Raw genomic sequence first — 17943 nt, 5'->3', positions numbered from 1 at the left:
ATTTGTGATGAATGTAGTTCTGGCAAAAAACGAGACCGGGCGCGCGCTGAGCGACAGCTTTGCGGTGGCGCGCGATCGGCTGCCGGGCGGCGGCAAGGTCGCCGAGGCGCGGAATACCGCCTTCGAGGCCTATGAGCGCGTCGGCCTGCCGCACCGGCGGCTCGAGGAATGGAAATACACCGATCTGCGCGCGCTGATGCGCGAGGTGCTGCCGCTGGCGGCCACACCGGATGCGGCCGCGCTGAAGCAGGCTGCTGCCGCCGTGAAGCTGCAGGCGATCAAGGGTGCGCGTCGGCTGGTGCTGGTGGACGGCGTGTTCGCGCCGAAGCTCTCCGAATTGGAGGGGTTGGAGAAGGGCGTTACCGTCAGCACTTTACGCGACGTGCTGGAAACCGGGGACGCCGCGCTGCAGACGCAGCTATTCACGCCCGACAATGCCAATCCGATGGTTGCGCTCAACAGCGCGATGATGACCGACGGCGTGGTGATCGAGATCGCCAACGGCGTCGTGCTGAAGCAGCCGCTGCAGATCATTCATGTCGCGAGCGGCGCCACGCCGGCTGCGATATACACCCGTTCGCTGCTGCGTCTCGGCAAGGATACCGGCGCGACGCTGGTCGAGAGCTACATCGCGGCCGAGGGTGCGAAGGCCTATCAGGCGCATGACTCGCTGATCGTCGCAATCGGCGATAATTCGCGGCTCGACCATGTTCGACTGGTAGAGGATGGCCGCGACGCGTTCAACATCTCCTCCGCCGTCATCACGCTGGGTGCCCACGCGCATTTCAACACCTTTGGCATGACCTCGGGCGCCGCCGTCAGCCGCTATCAGGCGACCATCGCTTTTGCCGGTGAGGGTTCGAGAGTCGAGACCAACGGCGTCAATCTGCTCAACGGGCGCCAGCACGCCGACACCACGCTGTTCATGGATCACGCGGTGCCGCATTGCGCCAGCCGCGAAGTGTTCCGCGCCGTGGTCGACGACCGTGGCCATTCGGTGTTCCAGGGCCGCATCATCGTGCGTCCCGATGCCCAGAAGACCGACGCGAAGATGATGACGCGGGCACTGCTGTTGTCCGACGACGCCGAGGCCGACAACAAGCCGGAGCTCGAGATCTTCGCCGATGACGTTACCTGCGGCCATGGCGCCACCACTGGCGCGCTGGACGAGAGCTTGCTGTTCTACCTGCGTGCCCGCGGCCTTTCCGAGAAGGAGGCCCAGGCGCTGTTGATCCAGGCCTTTGTTGGTGAGGCCATCGAATCCATCGTCAACGACGATCTGCGCGAGCTCGCAATCGCCGCCGCGCAGCGTTGGCTGGAGGCACGGGCATGACCCAGCATCCGGCGGTCAAGAATGGCGCCTACGACGTGGCCCGCGTGCGGGAGGATTTCCCCGCGCTGGCGATGAAGGTCTATGGCAAGCCGCTGGTTTACCTCGACAATGCCGCCTCCGCGCAGAAGCCGACCGCCGTGCTCGATCGCATGACGGAAGCCTACAGAAGCGAATACGCCAACGTACATCGCGGCCTGCACTATCTCGCCAATGCCGCAACGGAGGCCTACGAGGGCGGCCGCGCCAAGGTGGCGAAATTCATTAACGCAGGGCGCAGTGAAGAAATTATCTTCACCCGCAATGTCACCGAGGCCATCAATCTGGTGGCATCGTCCTGGGGCGAGCCCAACATCAAGCAGGGCGACGAGATCGTGCTCTCGATCATGGAGCACCACTCCAACATTGTGCCCTGGCACTTTTTGCGCGAGCGCCATGGCGCCGTGATCAAATGGGCGCCGGTCGACGACGACGGCAATTTCCTGATCGAGGAGTTCGAGAAGCTTCTGACACCGCGCACCAAGCTCGTCGCCATCACTCAGATGTCGAACGCGCTTGGCACCTTCGTCCCGGTCAAGGAAGTCGTGAAGCTCGCCCATGACCGCGGCATTCTGGTGCTGGTCGACGGCGCGCAAGGCGCTGTGCATTTGCCGATCGACGTGCAGGACCTCGATTGCGATTTCTATGCCTTCACCGGCCACAAGATCTATGGTCCGACCGGGATTGGCGCGCTGTACGCCAAGCACGAGCACCTGGTCGCGATGCGGCCCTATAATGGCGGCGGCGAGATGATCCGCGAGGTGGCAAAGGACTGGGTCACCTATGGCGAGCCGCCGCACAAGTTCGAAGCCGGGACGCCGCCGATCGTCGAGGCGATCGGGCTGGGCGCTGCGATCGATTACGTCAACTCGATCGGCAAGGAGCGCATCGCCGCCCACGAGCACGATCTTTTGAACTACGCTCAGGACCGGCTGCGCGAAATCAATTCGCTGCGGCTGATCGGCACCGCGCGCGGCAAGGGGCCGGTGATCTCCTTCGAGATGAAGGGCGCCCATCCTCACGACGTCGCAACCGTAATTGACCGGCAGGGAATCGCGGTGCGCGCCGGCACCCATTGCGTGATGCCGCTTTTAGAGCGGTTCAATGTCACAGCCACCTGCCGGGCGTCGTTTGGAATGTATAATACCCGGGAAGAAGTCGACCATCTGGCACAGGCGCTGATCAAGGCGCAGGATTTGTTCGCATGAGTGACACAGCCGAAGTCAAAACCGCCAACATGGAAACCAATTCGGCGCTGCCGCCGGAGGAGACGGAGCGGCTCGGCACGGAAATCGTTGCCGCGCTGAAGACGGTGTTCGACCCGGAAATTCCGGCCGACATTTACGAACTCGGACTGATCTACAAGGTCGACCTGAAGGACGACCGCAGCGTCGATGTGACGATGACGCTGACCACCCCGAATTGTCCGGCGGCCGGCGAATTGCCGACCATGGTGGAGAACGCGATCGCCAGCGTGCCTGGCGTCGGTGTCGTCAATGTCAATCTGGTGTGGGATCCGGCCTGGACGCCGGATCGGATGTCCGACGAGGCGCGCCTCGTCCTCAACATGTGGTGAAGGGACCCGTTGCCCAAGCTATCCGGCGTCATCGAGACTGCACTCTATGTCGATGACCTCGACCGCGCCCGCGCGTTCTACGAGGAGGTGCTGGGTTTGGAAGCGCTGACGGCGGATCCGCGGTTCGTTGCTTTCGATGTCGGTGGACGGAGCGTGCTGCTGCTGTTTCGCCGCGGCTCGGCGCCTGAGACGATCCAACTCCCCGGCGGCACCATTCCGCCGCATGATGGCAGCGGCCCCATTCACATGGCCTTTGCCATTCCGGCGGCTGAGATGCCGGTGTGGGAAGAGGCACTCGGCGAGCACAATGTCGCGATCGAAGGCAGGACGGACTGGCCGCGCGGCGGGAAAAGCATCTACTTCCGCGACCCGGACAACCATTTGCTGGAACTGGCGACGCCGGGAATTTGGAAGATTTACTAGCGGACAGCGTTTCGAGGGGTTCTGATCGAGTTTATGACGAGAGACCTTCACAGTGGGAATTTCGTTGTTATTTTAATGCTATGATAGCTCGTCGCCGCGACGCGACGCCGGAGATCGACCGCTATGGATACCATCGTCCAGTCCAAGCCGAAGCCGAGGCCGCGCCCGCAGGTCATGAAGCTGACCGAGGCCGCCGCCGCGCGGATCACGGAGCTGACCAAACGCGCCGATTCCGAGATCGTGGGCTTGCGCGTTGGCATCAAAAACGGCGGCTGCGCCGGGCAATCCTATACGGTGGAATATGCCCATGAGATCCGCCCCACCGACGAAGTCGTCGAGGACAAGGGCGTCAAGATTCTGGTCGATCCCAAGGCGGTCCTGTTCCTGCTCGGCACCGAGATGGACTACAAGGCCGACAAGCTCCAGGCGCAGTTCATCTTCAACAACCCGAACCAGGTTTCCGCCTGTGGCTGCGGCGAGTCGGTTCAACTGACACCTGCGAAGGTTTGAGCGACCGGTCGCCGGGGGGCGGTGAGCGATGGATCGCGATTTTCTGATCGATCTGTTTGCGGACTTCGGCCCCGTCACCATCCGCCGGATGTTCTCCGGATTTGGCATATCCGCCGACGGCACCAACTTCGCACTGTCGCTACGCGCAGGGCTTTATCTTCGCGCTGATCAACAAACGATCCCGCAATTCGAAGCAGAGGGATCGACACCATTTCAATATCAGACGCGGGCCAAGACCGTTACTGTAAACTCGTATTGGCAATTGCCGGCTCGTCTGTTCGACGACTCCGAGGAATTGGCCGAATGGGCGAGGGCTGCGCTGGCGGCGGCGCAGCGCGCGGCGTTACGCAAGCGCCCGAAGGCGCGCAAGGCGGCGAAGCCGAAGGTCTCGAGCAAGGCTGTGAACAAGCCGGCTGGCAGCCGTGAGCCGGCAGCGAAGGCGAGGAAGGCGCGGCGCAAATAGCTGGCGCCTAGGCGACCTGGGTGCGGGTCTCGGCGGCGTATTCGGGGTCGACTTCGCAGACCACGCGGTTGCGGCCGTTGCGCTTGGCGGCGTAGAGGCAGGCATCAGCGCGCTCGATCAGCGAATCCGTGTCGTCGTCCGGCTTCAGCATGGAAACGCCGACCGAGATGGTGACGCGGCCGAGAATTTCGCCGGTCGATTTCTTCTTCAATTCCTTGGCCATGATGGCGCGGCGGATGTGGTCAGCGACCGTCAGCGCCTGCCGCAGCCCGGTATTCGGCAGCACCACCGCGAACTCCTCGCCGCCATAGCGGGCGGTGATGTCCTGGCCCTTGATGGTTTGCTTCAGCGACATCGCTACCAGCCGCAGCACCTGATCGCCGGTTAGATGGCCGTAGGAATCGTTGAACGATTTGAAATGGTCGATGTCGAACATCATCAGCGACAGCGGTTCGCCGCTCGCCATCGCCGTTCGCACCGCCATCTCGATCGAGCGGTCGAAATATTTGCGATTACCCAATCCGGTCAGCGGATCGGTCAGGCTCTCGGCGCGGATCGCTTCGAGGCTGTGCTGAAGATTGCTGATGGCGGTCCTAGATAACGCCAGCCGGTTCTCCAGCGCCTTGTTGGTCTCGCGCATCTCGCGCGTCGATTTCACCAGACCGTCGACGATCGCCTTGATCTGATCGACGCTTTTGGCGTTCCTGAGTTTTTCGTTCGCGCCGCTCAGCTTGGCGTCATAGCTCTCCGACATGCTGAGCGCCTCGGTAATGAGGGTCATCACGTCGTCGATCTCGCCGATCACGCGCGCGCCGACCTTGTCGATGCGGTCGGAGGCCTTGATGTGGGAGAGATAGGTTTCGTAGATCTGTTCGAGATCGGACTCGCTCAGCTTGCCGTTGCGCGCCAGCGTCTCGTTGATGATCTTGTTGAGGGGAGCATTGTATCCGGTCGCGTAGACGTACCAGATTTCATAATTGCGTGGGACGGCGGTCTGCCTGAGGGATTTGATCTGGCCCAACGCGACTTCGGCAAACGCCATCGTGCGTTCGTGCTCGTCCAGCAGCTTGACCACTGATCCGTCCCCAATAGCGAGCAGCGCCGGTCGTTGCCGTGCAGCAATGACTAAATTATCGCCGTAAGTTAACGGAGGAGGATGAACGGCCGGTAAACAGTTCCGGCCGCAGGAAATCGACGCTTGTCAGACGCGGGCGCGAATGGGCCGCAAGAGGAATGCAGGAAGGTGCGAGTGATCGGCGGGCTCTGATTCGACCTCGCGGTGGGCGCGCCGCGGTTCGGGTCGCCCGATCGAGGGCACGCGCGAAGGCTGCGCAGGGGCGGGCGGCGAGAAGGCGGTGGCCTCCGGCTGCGGCCTGGCACTGCGGCCCGTGCCCTTGGCATGCCGCGGTTCACGATCAGCGCTCTTCTCGCTGCGCTTCTCAGGATCCTTGGCGTGTCGCGGCTCGCGTTCGCGGCGCGGCTTGCGCCCGCCGCGCGAGCCTTCCCGCGCGCGATGTTCGCGCGGCTGATCGGCCTCCTCGGACGAGTCCGAATGTAGGGCGTAGTCACCTTCGGCGGGCGGAATGGTTTGCCCGATCAGTCGTTCGATTGCAGCGATCGACTTGCTGTCGAGCGGCGTCACGATCGAGATCGCGGTGCCGGCGCGCCCGGCGCGTCCGGTGCGGCCAATGCGATGCACGTAGTCGTCGGCGTGATGCGGCACGTCGAAATTGAAGACGTGGCTGACGGCGGGAATGTCGAGGCCGCGGGCAGCGACATCGGAGGCCACCAGCAGCGGGATCTCGCCCTTGCGGAATTGATCGAGCGCCGCGGTGCGCGCCGACTGGTCCATATCGCCGTGCAGGGCGCCGACACTGAAGCCGTGCTTCTGCAGCGATTTGTGAACGACGGCGACCTCACGCTTGCGATTGCAGAAGATGATCGCGTTGTTGAGGTCCTTGGCGTCGCGCAACAGGCGGCGAAGGAGTTCGCGCTTCTGGTGCGGCTCACGGCCGCCGGTGACCTTGAACTGCGACACGCCGGTCGCCGTAGTTGCCGGCCGCGAGACTTCGATTCGTTCAGGGTTGTGCAGAAAAGTTTCGCTGATGCGGCTGATTTCCGGCGGCATCGTCGCGGTGAAGAACAGGGTCTGGCGCGTGAACGGCACCAGCTTGCAGATGCGTTCGATATCGGGGATGAAGCCCATGTCCAGCATGCGGTCGGCTTCGTCGATGACCAGCAGTTCGACGCCGGTGAGCAGGAGGCCGCCGCGCTCGGTGTGGTCGAGCAGCCGGCCCGGAGTTGCGATCAGGACGTCGACACCACGGGTCAGCTTGGAATCCTGGTCGCCGAACGAGACGCCGCCGATCAAAAGCGCGACGTTGAGTTTCTGGCCAGCGCCATACTTGTCGAAATTCTCTTTCACCTGTGCCGCAAGTTCGCGGGTCGGTTCGAGGATCAGGGTGCGGGGCATCCGTGCCCTGGCGCGGCCCTTTTCCAGCAAAGTGAGCATGGGCAGGACGAAGGCGGCGGTTTTGCCGGTGCCGGTCTGGGCGATGCCGAGGACGTCGCGGCGGGCCAGAACGGGGGGGATCGCCTGTTCCTGGATGGGAGTAGGGGTGGTGTAACCGGAAGCCGCAACTGCGGCGAGGACCTTATCGGAAAGTCCGAGATGGGAAAAAGACATTGAGCCTCTAGTCGACACCGCCGTTCGGAATCGAAGGTAAAAAGGCTGTCGCGTTTTGCCCCGAAACGGCGCGCTTTTGAAAAGCTGGGGGCTCTGACTTACGCAGACGAGCGGCTAACCTAAGGAATCGCGTTTCGATCCAAGGCCGCGTTGAGCGCGAACATAGGGTCGAAATGGCCAAAGTCAATCTAGGAACCGGCATTGAAGCCCAAAAAGCTTAATGTTTTCGCACAAATAACGGCAAAAACCGTCATTTGGCCGTCAAATCGAGCCATCTCATTCCCATCGAACGAAGCTGTTGAACCATGGGCAATAGCCTGCCGACTATGGCATGAAACGGCTTCGCACGGGCCAAACCAGGACGAATCGTGCGCAGGGGGAATTCCATGAAGGGCTGGCTTTTCAAACTGCTTGCGGTGACAAGCCTTGCAACTTGCGTCGCGACCTTTGCCGCGCCTGCGCAGGCGGAAAAGCGTGTCGCGCTGGTGGTCGGCAACAACGACTACCGGAACGTGCCCAAGCTGCAGAAGGCGGTCAACGACGCCCGCACCATGGGCGATACGCTCAAGCAGCTCGGCTTCACGGTGATGGTGGCGGAAAACCAGAACCGGCAGGCATTCAGCCAGACGTTGCTGGCGTTCGACAAGGCGGTCGACGCCGGCGATACGGCGTTCTTCTTCTATGCCGGCCACGGTTTTGAAATCGCGGGCCAGAATTTCCTGCTGCCGACCGACGTGCCGGCGGCGACCGAAGGCCAGGAAGAACTCGTGCGCGATGCCTCGATCCTCGCCGACCGCATCATCGAGCGGATGCAGAACCGGAAGGTGCGCACCGCCATCCTGGTGTTCGATGCCTGCCGCAACAATCCGTTCGAGCGCGCCGGCACGCGTGCGGTTGCCGGCGGCGGCGGTCTCGCGCCGATGACGCAATTGCCGGAAGGCGTGTTCTCGATCTTCTCGGCCGGGCCGCGGCAGACCGCGCTCGACCGGCTTTCCAATGACGACGCCAATCCCAATTCGGTGTTCACGCGAACCTTCGCCAAGGAGATCACGCAGCCCGGCGTCAATCTCGTGCAGGTCGCGCAACGCACGCGGCGCGCGGTCAGCGAACTCGCAGAGACCGTCCGCCATAAGCAGATCCCGGTTTACTTCGACCAGATGGTCGACGACGTTTTCCTGAATGGTTTGGCGAAGGCCCAGCCTGAGGCGGCGAAGCCCGCCGAGCCGCTGCAAAAGCTTGCAGCTTTGCCTCCGGTACAGCGCCTGCAGCCGCAGAACGATTCCGTGAACGCGCCGATCGCGATGTTCTCGCGCCACAATGGCGGCTGGACCGTGGTGTTCTCGATCGCCGATCCGACGCTCGGTATTTCATGGCGGATCGGCGACAGCGGCGATTTCCGCGAGACCGGCTTCATGGATACGCTCGATCCGCGTACCCGCAAGCGGATGCCCAACCCGTCGGTCGAGCTGCCGGCCGATGCACCGGCGGCCGTCATCCAGGTGCGCTATGTCGACACCAATGGCGAGTTGCAGGGGCCGTTTCCGATCAGGTTCGATCCCGAAGCCGCACTGATCCGCGACCAGCGCAAGATCCTCGATATGACCGCGACGAGCTGGCTGTCGTTCCGCGAGTACAACGGGCTTCTGGTCTACTATACGCACCTGATGTCATACCGCTGCGCGATCCGCGAAGTGCGCCTCGGCATCGACAGTGCGGTGCCCGACAAGGTGCTGAAAATGCCACCTTGTGACACTCGTGATCCCATCGCCATTCCGCGCGACGCGCAGCCCTATTTGAAGCTCGCGCCGGCGACCAGATCGGTTTCGGTGGAATTGACCTATCGCGACGGCAGCGTCTCCGAGATCAAGAGTTTTAGGCGGTAGCGGACGCGAGGCCCGCCGTCTTCGACGTCATGCCCCGCGCATGCGGGGCATCCAGTACGCCGCGGCCTTTCCACGTCATTGCGACGAGCGTGTATTGCCGATGCTTGGCAGATGATCGATGCTGCCTCGAGCCGGGAAAACCGGCGACAGGAGCGAGCGATGAAAGTACGTTGCTGCATCGTCGGCGGCGGGCCGGCCGGAATGATGCTCGGGTATCTGCTGGGCCGCGCCGGCATCGATGTCGTGGTGCTGGAGAAGCACGCCGACTTCTTTCGCGATTTTCGCGGCGACACCGTGCATCCCTCGACGCTGCAGGTGATGGACGAACTCGGGCTGATCGACGGCTTCCTGAAACTGCCGCACCAGCGCTTGCAGAAGATGCAAGGCATGTTCGGCGGGGAAACGGTGCGGCTCGCCGACCTGAGCAGGCTTGACGTCAAATATCCCTTCATCGCCTTCATGCCGCAGTGGGATTTTCTCAATTTCCTGCGCGAAAGCGGCAAGCGGTTCGCATCGCTCAAGGTGATGATGTCGACGGAAGCAATCGATCTCGTTCGCGACGGCGAGCGCGTCACGGGCGTGAAGGCGAAGACGCCGGATGGCATCATCGATATCGAGGCCGACTTGACCATTGCTTGCGACGGACGCCATTCGCTGGTGCGCGAACGCGCCGGCCTTGAGGTCGAGGAAATCGGCGCGCCGATGGATGTCTTGTGGTTTCGCGCCGGCAAGCGAGAGAACGAAAACGAGAGCCTGTTTGCCCGGGTCGATCCCGGCAAGATGATGGTGACCTTCGACCGCGGCGACTATTGGCAATGCGCGTTCGTCATTCCCAAAGGACAATACGACGCGGTCAAGGCGAGCGGACTGCCCGCGCTGCTCGACGACATCGCGCGCATGGCGCCGGTCCTGAAACCGGGACTTGCCGAGGTGAAGAGCTGGGACGACGTCAAGCTGTTGACGGTTGCGGTCAACCGGCTGAAGCGCTGGACGCGGCCGGGGCTATTGTGCATCGGCGACGCCGCGCATGCGATGTCGCCGATCGGCGGCGTCGGCGTCAACCTCGCGGTTCAGGATGCCGTGGCGACGGCGAATCTGCTGGCGTCGAAGCTGGTAAGCGGCTGCCCGTCCGAAGACGAACTCGACGCGGTGCGCCGGCGCCGCGAATTCCCGGTAAAGATGACGCAGCGGATGCAGGTCGTCGTGCAGAACAACATCGTGAATGCGGCGCTGAAGCCGGGCAACCAGCCCCTGAAGGTCCCGTTTGTCATGCGGCTGGTCACCGCGGTGCCCTGGTTGCAAGGCATCACGGCGCGGTTTGTAGGCGTGGGCGTGCAGCCCGAGCATGTGCAGTCGCCGGTCCGCGGCTGACGGCCGATCCCCCACGCTGCAGTACGCGGGCCGGCGTGCAGGGCGCAACAAAAAGCCCCGGACGATGCCGGGGCTTTGAGCTGTCGAGGGCTGTCAGGTAACCGGATCAGTACCTGGCGACGACCGGGCCGCCGAAGCGATAGCTGATACCGCCACGCACCGTGTGAAACACCGGATCGTGTTCATACGAGAATCCGGGGAACGAGAAGACAGAGGCGTTCCGGAAAGTGCCGAAATCGGTGTAGCGATACTCAAGACGGGCCGACCAGTTCGGCGTGAAGCCGTATTCCCAGCCTGCGCCCACGGTCCAGCCGGTGCGGGTGGTGGAGTGGGTTTCAAAGAGGGTGTTCGCGAAGACGTAAGTGTGCTCCATATCCGCCCAGGCCGCACCGCCGGTCACGTAGAGCAGCGAGTTGTTGAAGGCCACACCGAGACGGCCACGGATAGAGGCCTGAGCATCCAGCCGAAAGTCCGTGCCGTTGAGATTCGCCAAGCGATAACCGCCGTTGATGTCGGCGCCTTCAAGGTCGCCTTCGAGACCGAAGACGAACTGACCGACCTGCCAGTTGTAGCCGATGTGACCACCGCCAACGAAGCCATCAGTGTTGAAGCCCCGATTGAAGGCGGTGGGCAGGCCCGTAGCGGTGATGAACTCACGGGTGCTGTTGTCACCCCAGGCGTAACCGGCCTGTGCGCCGATGTAGAAGCCGGTCCAGTTATAGACGGCGGCGATCGGCGCGGGCGCCTTGGTGTAGGGCCGAGCGGCCAGATCGGCGGCGGATGCGTTTACGGTGCCGATGGCCAGGGCGGCGGCGGCGAGGGCAATCTTCTTCATAATTCTCCCCAATACAACCAAGTGACGTGAGTGTTTGATTCTGGTCACGTTGTAACCGGGAACTTCTGGAAATGCTGTCACCCGCACGCCACAGTGGCAGGCCTTCGTCACTTCCACACCTAGACATCGCCGTTAGGCTGCCGCTTTTCGCCTCGTAACGGGCAAAACGTCGGGATTTCGACGATTTCAGGCGGTAGCGTGTGTCTTAAGTGCCCGGCAGGTATTTGCGTGGGCGTTAAGCGCAGCCTAACGAGGAAGCCGCTACCCCATAACGGAATACCCGCCGTCGACGGGAATCGCCGTGCCGGTGACGAAGTCAGAGGCGGGCGAGGCAAGGAAGACGGCGATTCCCGCAAAGTCGTCTATCCCGCCCCAGCGCGCCGCGGGGGTGCGCGCCAGCACGCGGTCGTGCAGGCCGCCGATCTCCTGGCGGGCGCGCTTGGTGAGGTCGGTGTCGATCCAGCCCGGCAGCACGGCGTTGGCCTGGATGTTGTCGGCTGCCCAGGCGCAGGCGCAGGAGCGGGTGAACTGCACGATGCCGCCCTTGCTCGCGGCATAGGCCGGCGTGAAGCTGGCGCCGAAGATCGACATCATCGAGCCGATATTGATGATCTTGCCGCCGCCGGCCGCTTTCATCGCCGGATAGACCGCCTGCGAGCACAGGAAGGCGCTGGTGAGGTTGGTTTGGATCACGCTGTTCCATTCGGTGATATCAAGCGCATGCGGCGGCTTGCGGATGTTGATGCCGGCATTGTTGACGAGGATATCGATGCGGCCGAGATCGCGGACGACGCGCTCGGTCATCGCAGCGACTGCCGCCTTGTCGGTGACATCAGCCGCAACCGCAATCGCCCTGGCGCCGCCTTTCGTCAATTCCGCGACCGCGTCGGCCGACTTCGCTTCGTTGCGGCCCACCACGGCAATCGCCGCGCCGGCCTCTGCGAGGCCCCGGGCCATGCCGAGCCCGATGCCGCCATTGCCGCCGGTAACAATGGCTACCTTGCCGGAGAGGTCGAAGAGTTTTGTGGTCATGTGAGTTGTCCGTTTGCTTTTGGTTTTCGTAAGGTGGGCAAAGGCGCGCTTCGCGCCGTGCCCACCATTTTCAGAACGAGTGAAGGGCGGTGGGCACGCTTCCGCCTTCGCTCGTTGAGCTACGGCGGACAAGTCGCTTTGCCCACCCTACGAATCTACCGGTTGCCTAGCCAGATGAGGATCAGGCCGACGGCGCCGAGCACGGCGCCATATCCGGCCCATTGCAACTGATTGATCATGAAGCTCGATGACGGCCAAGGGATCGCGCCGGTGCCCTGTCCGATCCACAACAGGCCGATCGCAAGCGCCAGAAAGCCGATGATCGAAAGGGATCTGGCCATGGCTTCCTCCCTCCTGCCGCTATGCCGCGGGGACGCGGCGCGGCTTTGTCTTCGGTCGTGTCGTCGGGCCACCGCAGGAAACCATTGTCGGCGGCGGCCGTAGCTTCCGATCGAATAGAAAGCCGGCCGGCTTCGCAAGGCCGGAAGTTGCGGCATCGCCAAGGATCCTCATGAGCTGCCGAATGATCTGTCTAGCGCTCGCGTTGATTCTCTTTGCCGTCGGCGCCTATGTGTCGTGGCCGCGGAACGCTGATTTGCGCGCCTTCGATTCGGCTGAAATCGCGCGGCTCGAAACCGCGATGTGGCGCGACTATTACGACAAGCGCTATCCCGCGCTGTTCTATCACCTCTACGAGCTGTCGCGGACGCAATTCGGCTTCTCGCCGCTCGATAGCTTTCGGATCGCATTTGCGGCGGCCAGGGCCGCGAAAGCCTTCCAGCCGACGCGCTCCCGCGAGGCCGCCAACGCCGCGCTGCCCGCGCTCGTGACCTACTACCGTTTGCTCGCATCGGCTGCACCCGGCGGCTTCGACGTCGAGGAGGCCGCGCGTCTCGAGCTCGATTGGTGGCAGGCAAGGCGCGAGGCCGTGGGCCCCGCGCAGTACGGCGTGACGGTTGCCCGCGTGGCCGCCATCACCTACGGCAAGCGGCCGGACGAGCCGTCGCTGCTGATCTTCGGTATCGGCCGCGCCGGGGCGATGGCCTACCGCGACGCGCGCGGGCAGGCGATGACGGATCAGGACTGGTCCGAGCTCGAGTGCCGGCTGCGGCGGACCTATCGGTCGCTGAAGGCGGCGGTGGCCAGGGAACTGAGAGAGAATGATCGTTAAGCGGAGGCCTCGTGCCCCGGTTGCTTGGTTCGGGTCCCGCGCCGGGCAACAAAAAAGCCCCGGGCGATGCCGGGGCTTTTGAGTTGTTGATTGGCCGAGACCGGTGTTTGCCGATCAGTACCTGGCGGAGACCGGAGCGCCGCTCCAGTTGAAGCGGTAAACCAGCGAGGTGCTGATGGTCTGAACCCAGGGCTTGAAGGTGATGTCGCGACCAACAAACGCATTGGTCCCGTCGACCAGTTCATTGATCGCCTTCCGGTCATAGAAAGCCGAACGGTATTCGGTCTTCATGAACCAGCCGGGAGCGCTGATGCCAAAGATGTTCAGATTGTTTTCGACACCACCGCCGACAAACCAGCCATGACGTGTGAAGCCGTCAGTGTGAGTGCCGACCGGAGCTCCGTTGAAGGTGGAGACAAGGGTGGTGCCGGACCAATCGGAGCCGGAATAGCCGGCGTTCACGTAGGAGAGAACGTTCGGAGCAACGAGCAGGCCGACCCGGACGCCCGCAGCCCAGGCGCTCTCCATCTTGATGTCGCCGGCCCAGAACGGACCCTGATCCTGGATGGTGCCCTTGATGCTGCCAAACTGGCCGTCACCGAATACGCCGACAACCCATGTGGGATTGACTTGCCAGTCGTAGCCGGCACCGACCGTCCCGTACCAGCCCGAGCCACCCTGGCGCTGATTGGTGCAGAGGATGCAAGCGCCGGTCGCGGTAACCTGGGTGGTCGTGTCAGCAGCCCACAGTCCGCCGCCGGCGCCGCCGAAAATGTAGAAGCCGGTCCAGTTATAAACGGGGGCGACCGGCGCAGGAGCCTTGGCATAGGGACGGGCCCCGAGGTCAGCCGCAACGGCCGATCCAGTCATTGCCGCCACCGCGGTCAGAGCGAGCAGTACCTTTTTCATTTTCAAGTCCCTTACCCTAGGTGCGCCACCGCTCTAGAGGTGCGCGAGCGCCGATTCCCAAAATCCAGTAGCGTGACTATACGCAGTTCCGGCCAAATTGCTGTTGCGGGGGAAGCACACTGGGCCGAAAAGGAATGACCGGCAAAAGCCAGAAAAACGGGCAGATTCCGGCAATGGACCGACCAAATAGGCCGGAAATCGCCGGAAAATCGCCTGTTCTGATGAGATTCAGACGTCCAGCAGCTCGTCGCTGGCGAACTCCGCCTTGTCGGAGATGAAGGCGAATCTGGCCTCGGCCTTGGTTCCCATCAGCCGCTCGACGGAATCAGCCGTGCCTTCGCGGTCGTCGGCCAGCAGCACCACGCGGAGCATCGTGCGCTTGGCCGGGTCCATGGTGGTTTCCTTGAGCTGGGCCGGCATCATCTCGCCGAGGCCTTTGAAGCGGTTCACCTCGACCTTGGCGTTGGCGTTGAACTCGCTCTTCAGCAGCGCTTCCTTATGTGCATCGTCGCGGGCATAGACCGACTTGCTACCGTGGGTCAGCTTATAGAGCGGCGGCACCGCCAGATAGAGATGGCCTTCGTCGATCAGACGCGGCGTCTGGCGATAGAAGAACGTGATCAGCAATGACGCGATATGCGCGCCGTCGACGTCGGCGTCCGTCATGATGATGATGCGCGAATAGCGCAGATCCTCTTCGCGATAATGCGCGCCGGTGCCGCAGCCGATCGCCTGCATGAGATCGGAGAGCTGCGCGTTCTGCGTCAGCTTGTCCTTGCCGGCGGAAGCGACGTTGAGGATTTTTCCGCGCAGGGGGAGCACGGCCTGGGTCTTGCGGTCGCGCGCCTGTTTGGCGCTGCCGCCGGCCGAGTCACCCTCGACGATGAAGAGTTCCGAGCCTTCCTGAGCGCTGTTGGTGCAGTCGGAAAGCTTGCCGGGCAGGCGCAGCTTCTTCACGGCCGTCTTGCGCGAGATCTCCTTCTCGGCACGGCGGCGCAGCCGCTCGTCGGCGCGCTCGACGACGAAATCGAGGAGCTTGTTGGCCTGCAGCGGATTGCCCGACAGCCAGTGGTCGAACGGATCCTTGATCGCCTGCTCGACGATCTTCTGGGCCTCTGCGGTGGCGAGACGATCCTTGGTCTGGCCCTGGAATTCCGGCTCGCGCACGAACACGGACAGCATCACCGCAGCCCCCACCATGACGTCTTCCGACGTGACGGGCGCGGCGCGCTTGCCCTGGCCGATACGCTCGGCGTGGTCTTTCAGGCCGCGCAGCATTGCGCTGCGCAGGCCGGATTCGTGGGTGCCGCCATCCGGCGTCGGCACGGTGTTGCAGTAGGAGGAGAGGAAGCCGTCGGCATCGGCCGTCCAGGCGACTGCCCATTCGCAGGCGCCATGGGCGCCGTTCCGCCCCGACTTGCCGGAGAAGATATCCGGGTGCACCAGCGTGTCGGCGTGAATCGCGGCGCCGAGATAATCCTTCAGGCCGCCCGGGAAGTGGAAACTGTCCTCGGCCGGCACATCCTCGATGCCCTTCAGCAGTGCGGGATCGCAGCGCCAGCGGATTTCGACGCCGCCGAACAGGTAGGCTTTCGAGCGCGTCATCTTGAACAGGCGCTGCGGCTTGAAGGCCGCCTTGGCGCCGAAGATGTCGGCGTCCGGCTTGAAGCGGATGCGGGTGCCGCGGCGGTTGTTGATCTTGCCGAGGTCCTCGAGCTTGCCCTTGGGGTGGCCGCGCTCAAAACTCATCCGGTAGAGCTTTTGGCTGCGCGCGACTTCGACCTCGAGCCGCGAGGAGAGGGCGTTGACCACGGAGACGCCGACGCCGTGCAGGCCGCCCGAGGTCTCGTAGACCTTGGAGTCGAACTTGCCGCCGGAATGCAGCGTGCACATGATGACTTCGAGCGCGGACTTCTTCGGAAACTTCGGATGCGGATCGACCGGGATGCCGCGGCCATTATCGGTGACGGTGAGAAAGCCATCGGCGCTCAGTTCCACCTCGATGAAAGAGGCATGCCCTGCGAGCGCTTCGTCCATGGCGTTGTCGATGACTTCGGCGAACAGGTGGTGCAGCGCCTTTTCGTCCGTGCCGCCGATGTACATGCCGGGGCGGCGGCGCACCGGTTCCAATCCTTCCAGCACCTCGATGTCGGCCGCGGTATAGCCAGCCTCGGCGCTCGTTCCGCGCGACGCGGCCTTGGGCGCCGCGCGACTCTTCGACTCTGCCCCAAAGAGGTCGCTGGCGGGTTTTGATTTTGTAGCTGATTTCAATGACTTGGACATGGCTCTTTAGATGTTGCGCGCAGCGCGCGGCAGCGAATCGGTTGCTGTGACTATGCCACGGATGGGCTCAAAAAGTGACCGCCGAGGCGGGGCCGGGGCCCCCTGCAGGGAAGCCGCAGCCAATAAGGGGATTGCGTCCGATTAACAATAACCAAGCCGATCGAGGTGAGCAGACTTGCGTTCACCTTTGGGTTGCGTGAAGGTCGCGGCGGCAGGGGGAACAAATCCAATGATCAGATTGCTGTTGGCCGTCGCACTCGCGGCGCCGTGTGTTGGTTGTGCGTCGGTGACGCGTGGAACGACCGAAAATATTTCCATTTCGAGCACGCCGTCAGGCGCCACCGCCGAGGTATCGGGGCTGGATGTGCCGACCGCCTGCGTCACCCCGTGCGTGGTCGTGGCCAAGCGCAGCGCCGACATCACTGTGACCGTCAACAAAGAGGGTTTTGAGCCGCAGGTCATCCCGCTCACCAAGGAAATTCCGGGCACGGGCGCGGCGGGCTTCGCCGGCAACATTTTGCTTGGCGGCCTGGTCGGCATGGGCGTCGATGCGGCCACCGGTGCCGCGCTGGATCACAAGCCGAATCCCGTGATTGTGACCCTGCAACCGATCGCTCCTGCGCAGCCGCGTCCGGCGAAACCGCGCCCATCCAGGCGGCCACCGCCGCCCCAGAGCTGATCGCCAACGCTCAGATCCTTGGCTCAAATGCTTGGCTCAAATCCCTTGGCTCAGGCCTCTTGCCCATCCGATGTGGGTTCACGCGCTGGCCCCTGCTTTGTGACTTGATGTCGCGGAAGGGGCTGGCTTACCTGTTCTTCCCAGCGGAACCGGTAGAAGGGTTCAAAGACAGGAATCGGGGCGGAAAGGGCTCGGAATGGATGATTATGTGCGTGCTCTGGCTGATTTCGTGCGCGACAATCAGGCTTGGGCCGCCCCGATCGTCCTGGTGCTGGCATTCGGCGAATCGCTGGCTTTCGTCTCGCTGGTGGTTCCGGCCTGGGGCGCGCTGGTCGCGATCGGCGCGCTGATCGGCGTCAGCGGCATCAGCTTCTGGCCGGTCTGGCTCGCCGGCGGCCTCGGCGCGGCGCTCGGCGACTGGGTCTCCTACTGGTTCGGCTACCGTTACAAGGAGCATGTCGCCGAGATGTGGCCGTTGTCGCGCTATCCCGAGATCCTGCCGCGCGGCGAGGAATTCGTGAAAAAATGGGGCGTGCCCTCGATCTTCATCGGCCGGTTCTTCGGGCCGCTGCGCGCCTCGGTGCCGCTCGCCGCCGGCATTTTCGAGATGTCATATTGGCCCTTTCAGATCGCCAATTTTGTCTCGGCCCTGGTCTGGTCGGCCGTTCTGCTGCTGGTAGGCGACGTCATGGGGAAGATCGCCGAATGGCTGTGGCGGGTGGTGTAAGCCCGGATACCGATCGCAAGCCTGCC

Annotated in this window: 18 protein-coding genes; 11 read left to right on the top strand and 7 right to left on the bottom strand. The window is 63.2% G+C overall.

The features are described 5' to 3' along the window. Window positions 1–7 precede the first annotated feature (7 nt). The 6 genes from sufD (at window position 8) to V1292_RS26785 (ending at window position 4341) form a co-directional block, all read left to right on the top strand. On the top strand, window positions 8–1333 hold the full coding sequence (sufD, locus tag V1292_RS26810) for a Fe-S cluster assembly protein SufD (RefSeq protein ID WP_334375622.1): 1326 nt from the start codon (window positions 8–10) through the stop codon (window positions 1331–1333). Then, the gene (locus V1292_RS26805) at window positions 1330–2577 is read left to right on the top strand and encodes a cysteine desulfurase (RefSeq protein ID WP_334375621.1); all 1248 of its coding nucleotides are present in this window, start codon (window positions 1330–1332) and stop codon (window positions 2575–2577) included. The genes sufD and V1292_RS26805 overlap by 4 nt, the downstream gene beginning before the upstream one ends. Continuing rightward, window positions 2574–2945, top strand: a complete 372-nt coding sequence (locus V1292_RS26800; protein ID WP_028346267.1) for an SUF system Fe-S cluster assembly protein — start codon at window positions 2574–2576, stop codon at window positions 2943–2945. Before V1292_RS26805 ends, V1292_RS26800 begins: the two co-directional genes overlap by 4 nt. A gap of 9 nt (window positions 2946–2954) precedes the next feature. After that, complete coding sequence (locus V1292_RS26795; protein ID WP_334375620.1) at window positions 2955–3368, top strand: VOC family protein; 414 nt, start codon at window positions 2955–2957, stop codon at window positions 3366–3368. A gap of 123 nt (window positions 3369–3491) precedes the next feature. Beyond that, window positions 3492–3878 (top strand): HesB/IscA family protein, encoded by a 387-nt coding sequence (locus V1292_RS26790; protein ID WP_028346265.1) that lies wholly within the window; start codon window positions 3492–3494, stop codon window positions 3876–3878. Window positions 3879–3906: 28 nt separating this feature from the next. Continuing rightward, window positions 3907–4341: a TfoX/Sxy family protein gene (locus V1292_RS26785; RefSeq protein WP_334375619.1), complete on the top strand. Its 435-nt coding sequence runs from the start codon at window positions 3907–3909 to the stop codon at window positions 4339–4341. A 7-nt stretch (window positions 4342–4348) separates the two neighbouring features. On the opposite strand, the gene V1292_RS26780 is transcribed toward V1292_RS26785, so the two are convergent. Next, window positions 4349–5416, bottom strand: coding sequence for a GGDEF domain-containing protein (locus tag V1292_RS26780; RefSeq protein WP_334375618.1), 1068 nt, complete (start codon window positions 5414–5416; stop codon window positions 4349–4351). 126 nt (window positions 5417–5542) lie between these two features. After that, the gene (locus tag V1292_RS26775; RefSeq protein ID WP_334375617.1) at window positions 5543–7027 is read right to left on the bottom strand and encodes a DEAD/DEAH box helicase; all 1485 of its coding nucleotides are present in this window, start codon (window positions 7025–7027) and stop codon (window positions 5543–5545) included. 386 nt (window positions 7028–7413) lie between these two features. Here V1292_RS26775 and V1292_RS26770 point away from each other — a divergent pair, with 386 nt between their 5' ends. Further along, complete coding sequence (locus V1292_RS26770; RefSeq protein ID WP_334375616.1) at window positions 7414–8910, top strand: caspase family protein; 1497 nt, start codon at window positions 7414–7416, stop codon at window positions 8908–8910. Window positions 8911–9069: 159 nt separating this feature from the next. Then, window positions 9070–10281, top strand: a complete 1212-nt coding sequence (locus V1292_RS26765; RefSeq protein WP_334375615.1) for an FAD-dependent oxidoreductase — start codon at window positions 9070–9072, stop codon at window positions 10279–10281. Between the two features lie 106 nt (window positions 10282–10387). Here V1292_RS26765 and V1292_RS26760 read toward each other — a convergent pair whose 3' ends face one another. The 3 genes from V1292_RS26760 to V1292_RS26750 all read right to left on the bottom strand — a co-directional run bounded on the left by V1292_RS26760 (window position 10388) and on the right by V1292_RS26750 (window position 12489). After that, window positions 10388–11116: an outer membrane protein gene (locus V1292_RS26760; RefSeq protein ID WP_334375614.1), complete on the bottom strand. Its 729-nt coding sequence runs from the start codon at window positions 11114–11116 to the stop codon at window positions 10388–10390. Window positions 11117–11377: 261 nt separating this feature from the next. Continuing rightward, window positions 11378–12148, bottom strand: coding sequence for an SDR family NAD(P)-dependent oxidoreductase (locus V1292_RS26755; RefSeq protein WP_334375613.1), 771 nt, complete (start codon window positions 12146–12148; stop codon window positions 11378–11380). Window positions 12149–12303: 155 nt separating this feature from the next. Beyond that, on the bottom strand, window positions 12304–12489 hold the full coding sequence (locus tag V1292_RS26750; RefSeq protein WP_334375612.1) for a hypothetical protein: 186 nt from the start codon (window positions 12487–12489) through the stop codon (window positions 12304–12306). A gap of 182 nt (window positions 12490–12671) precedes the next feature. Between V1292_RS26750 and V1292_RS26745 the strand changes: the two genes are divergently transcribed. Next, window positions 12672–13319, top strand: coding sequence for a hypothetical protein (locus tag V1292_RS26745; RefSeq protein ID WP_334375611.1), 648 nt, complete (start codon window positions 12672–12674; stop codon window positions 13317–13319). Window positions 13320–13433: 114 nt separating this feature from the next. Here V1292_RS26745 and V1292_RS26740 read toward each other — a convergent pair whose 3' ends face one another. Together V1292_RS26740 and parE are read right to left on the bottom strand one after the other, a co-directional pair. Next, window positions 13434–14228 (bottom strand): outer membrane protein, encoded by a 795-nt coding sequence (locus V1292_RS26740; RefSeq protein WP_334375610.1) that lies wholly within the window; start codon window positions 14226–14228, stop codon window positions 13434–13436. 228 nt (window positions 14229–14456) lie between these two features. Next, a complete protein-coding gene (gene parE / locus V1292_RS26735; RefSeq protein ID WP_334375609.1) occupies window positions 14457–16511 on the bottom strand; it encodes a DNA topoisomerase IV subunit B in 2055 nt (684 codons plus the stop codon). Window positions 16512–16743: 232 nt separating this feature from the next. Between parE and V1292_RS26730 the strand changes: the two genes are divergently transcribed. Together V1292_RS26730 and V1292_RS26725 are read left to right on the top strand one after the other, a co-directional pair. Next, complete coding sequence (locus tag V1292_RS26730; RefSeq protein WP_442895632.1) at window positions 16744–17190, top strand: PEGA domain-containing protein; 447 nt, start codon at window positions 16744–16746, stop codon at window positions 17188–17190. 196 nt (window positions 17191–17386) lie between these two features. Further along, window positions 17387–17917 (top strand): DedA family protein, encoded by a 531-nt coding sequence (locus V1292_RS26725; RefSeq protein ID WP_334375607.1) that lies wholly within the window; start codon window positions 17387–17389, stop codon window positions 17915–17917. Window positions 17918–17943: the final 26 nt, after the last annotated feature.

Origin of the sequence: Bradyrhizobium sp. AZCC 1719 (genome assembly GCF_036924525.1) — a bacterium.
GTDB lineage: Bacteria > Pseudomonadota > Alphaproteobacteria > Rhizobiales > Xanthobacteraceae > Bradyrhizobium.
Note: the sequence above shows the minus strand (reverse complement) of the source record. Positions and strands in the feature narration are given on the sequence as shown.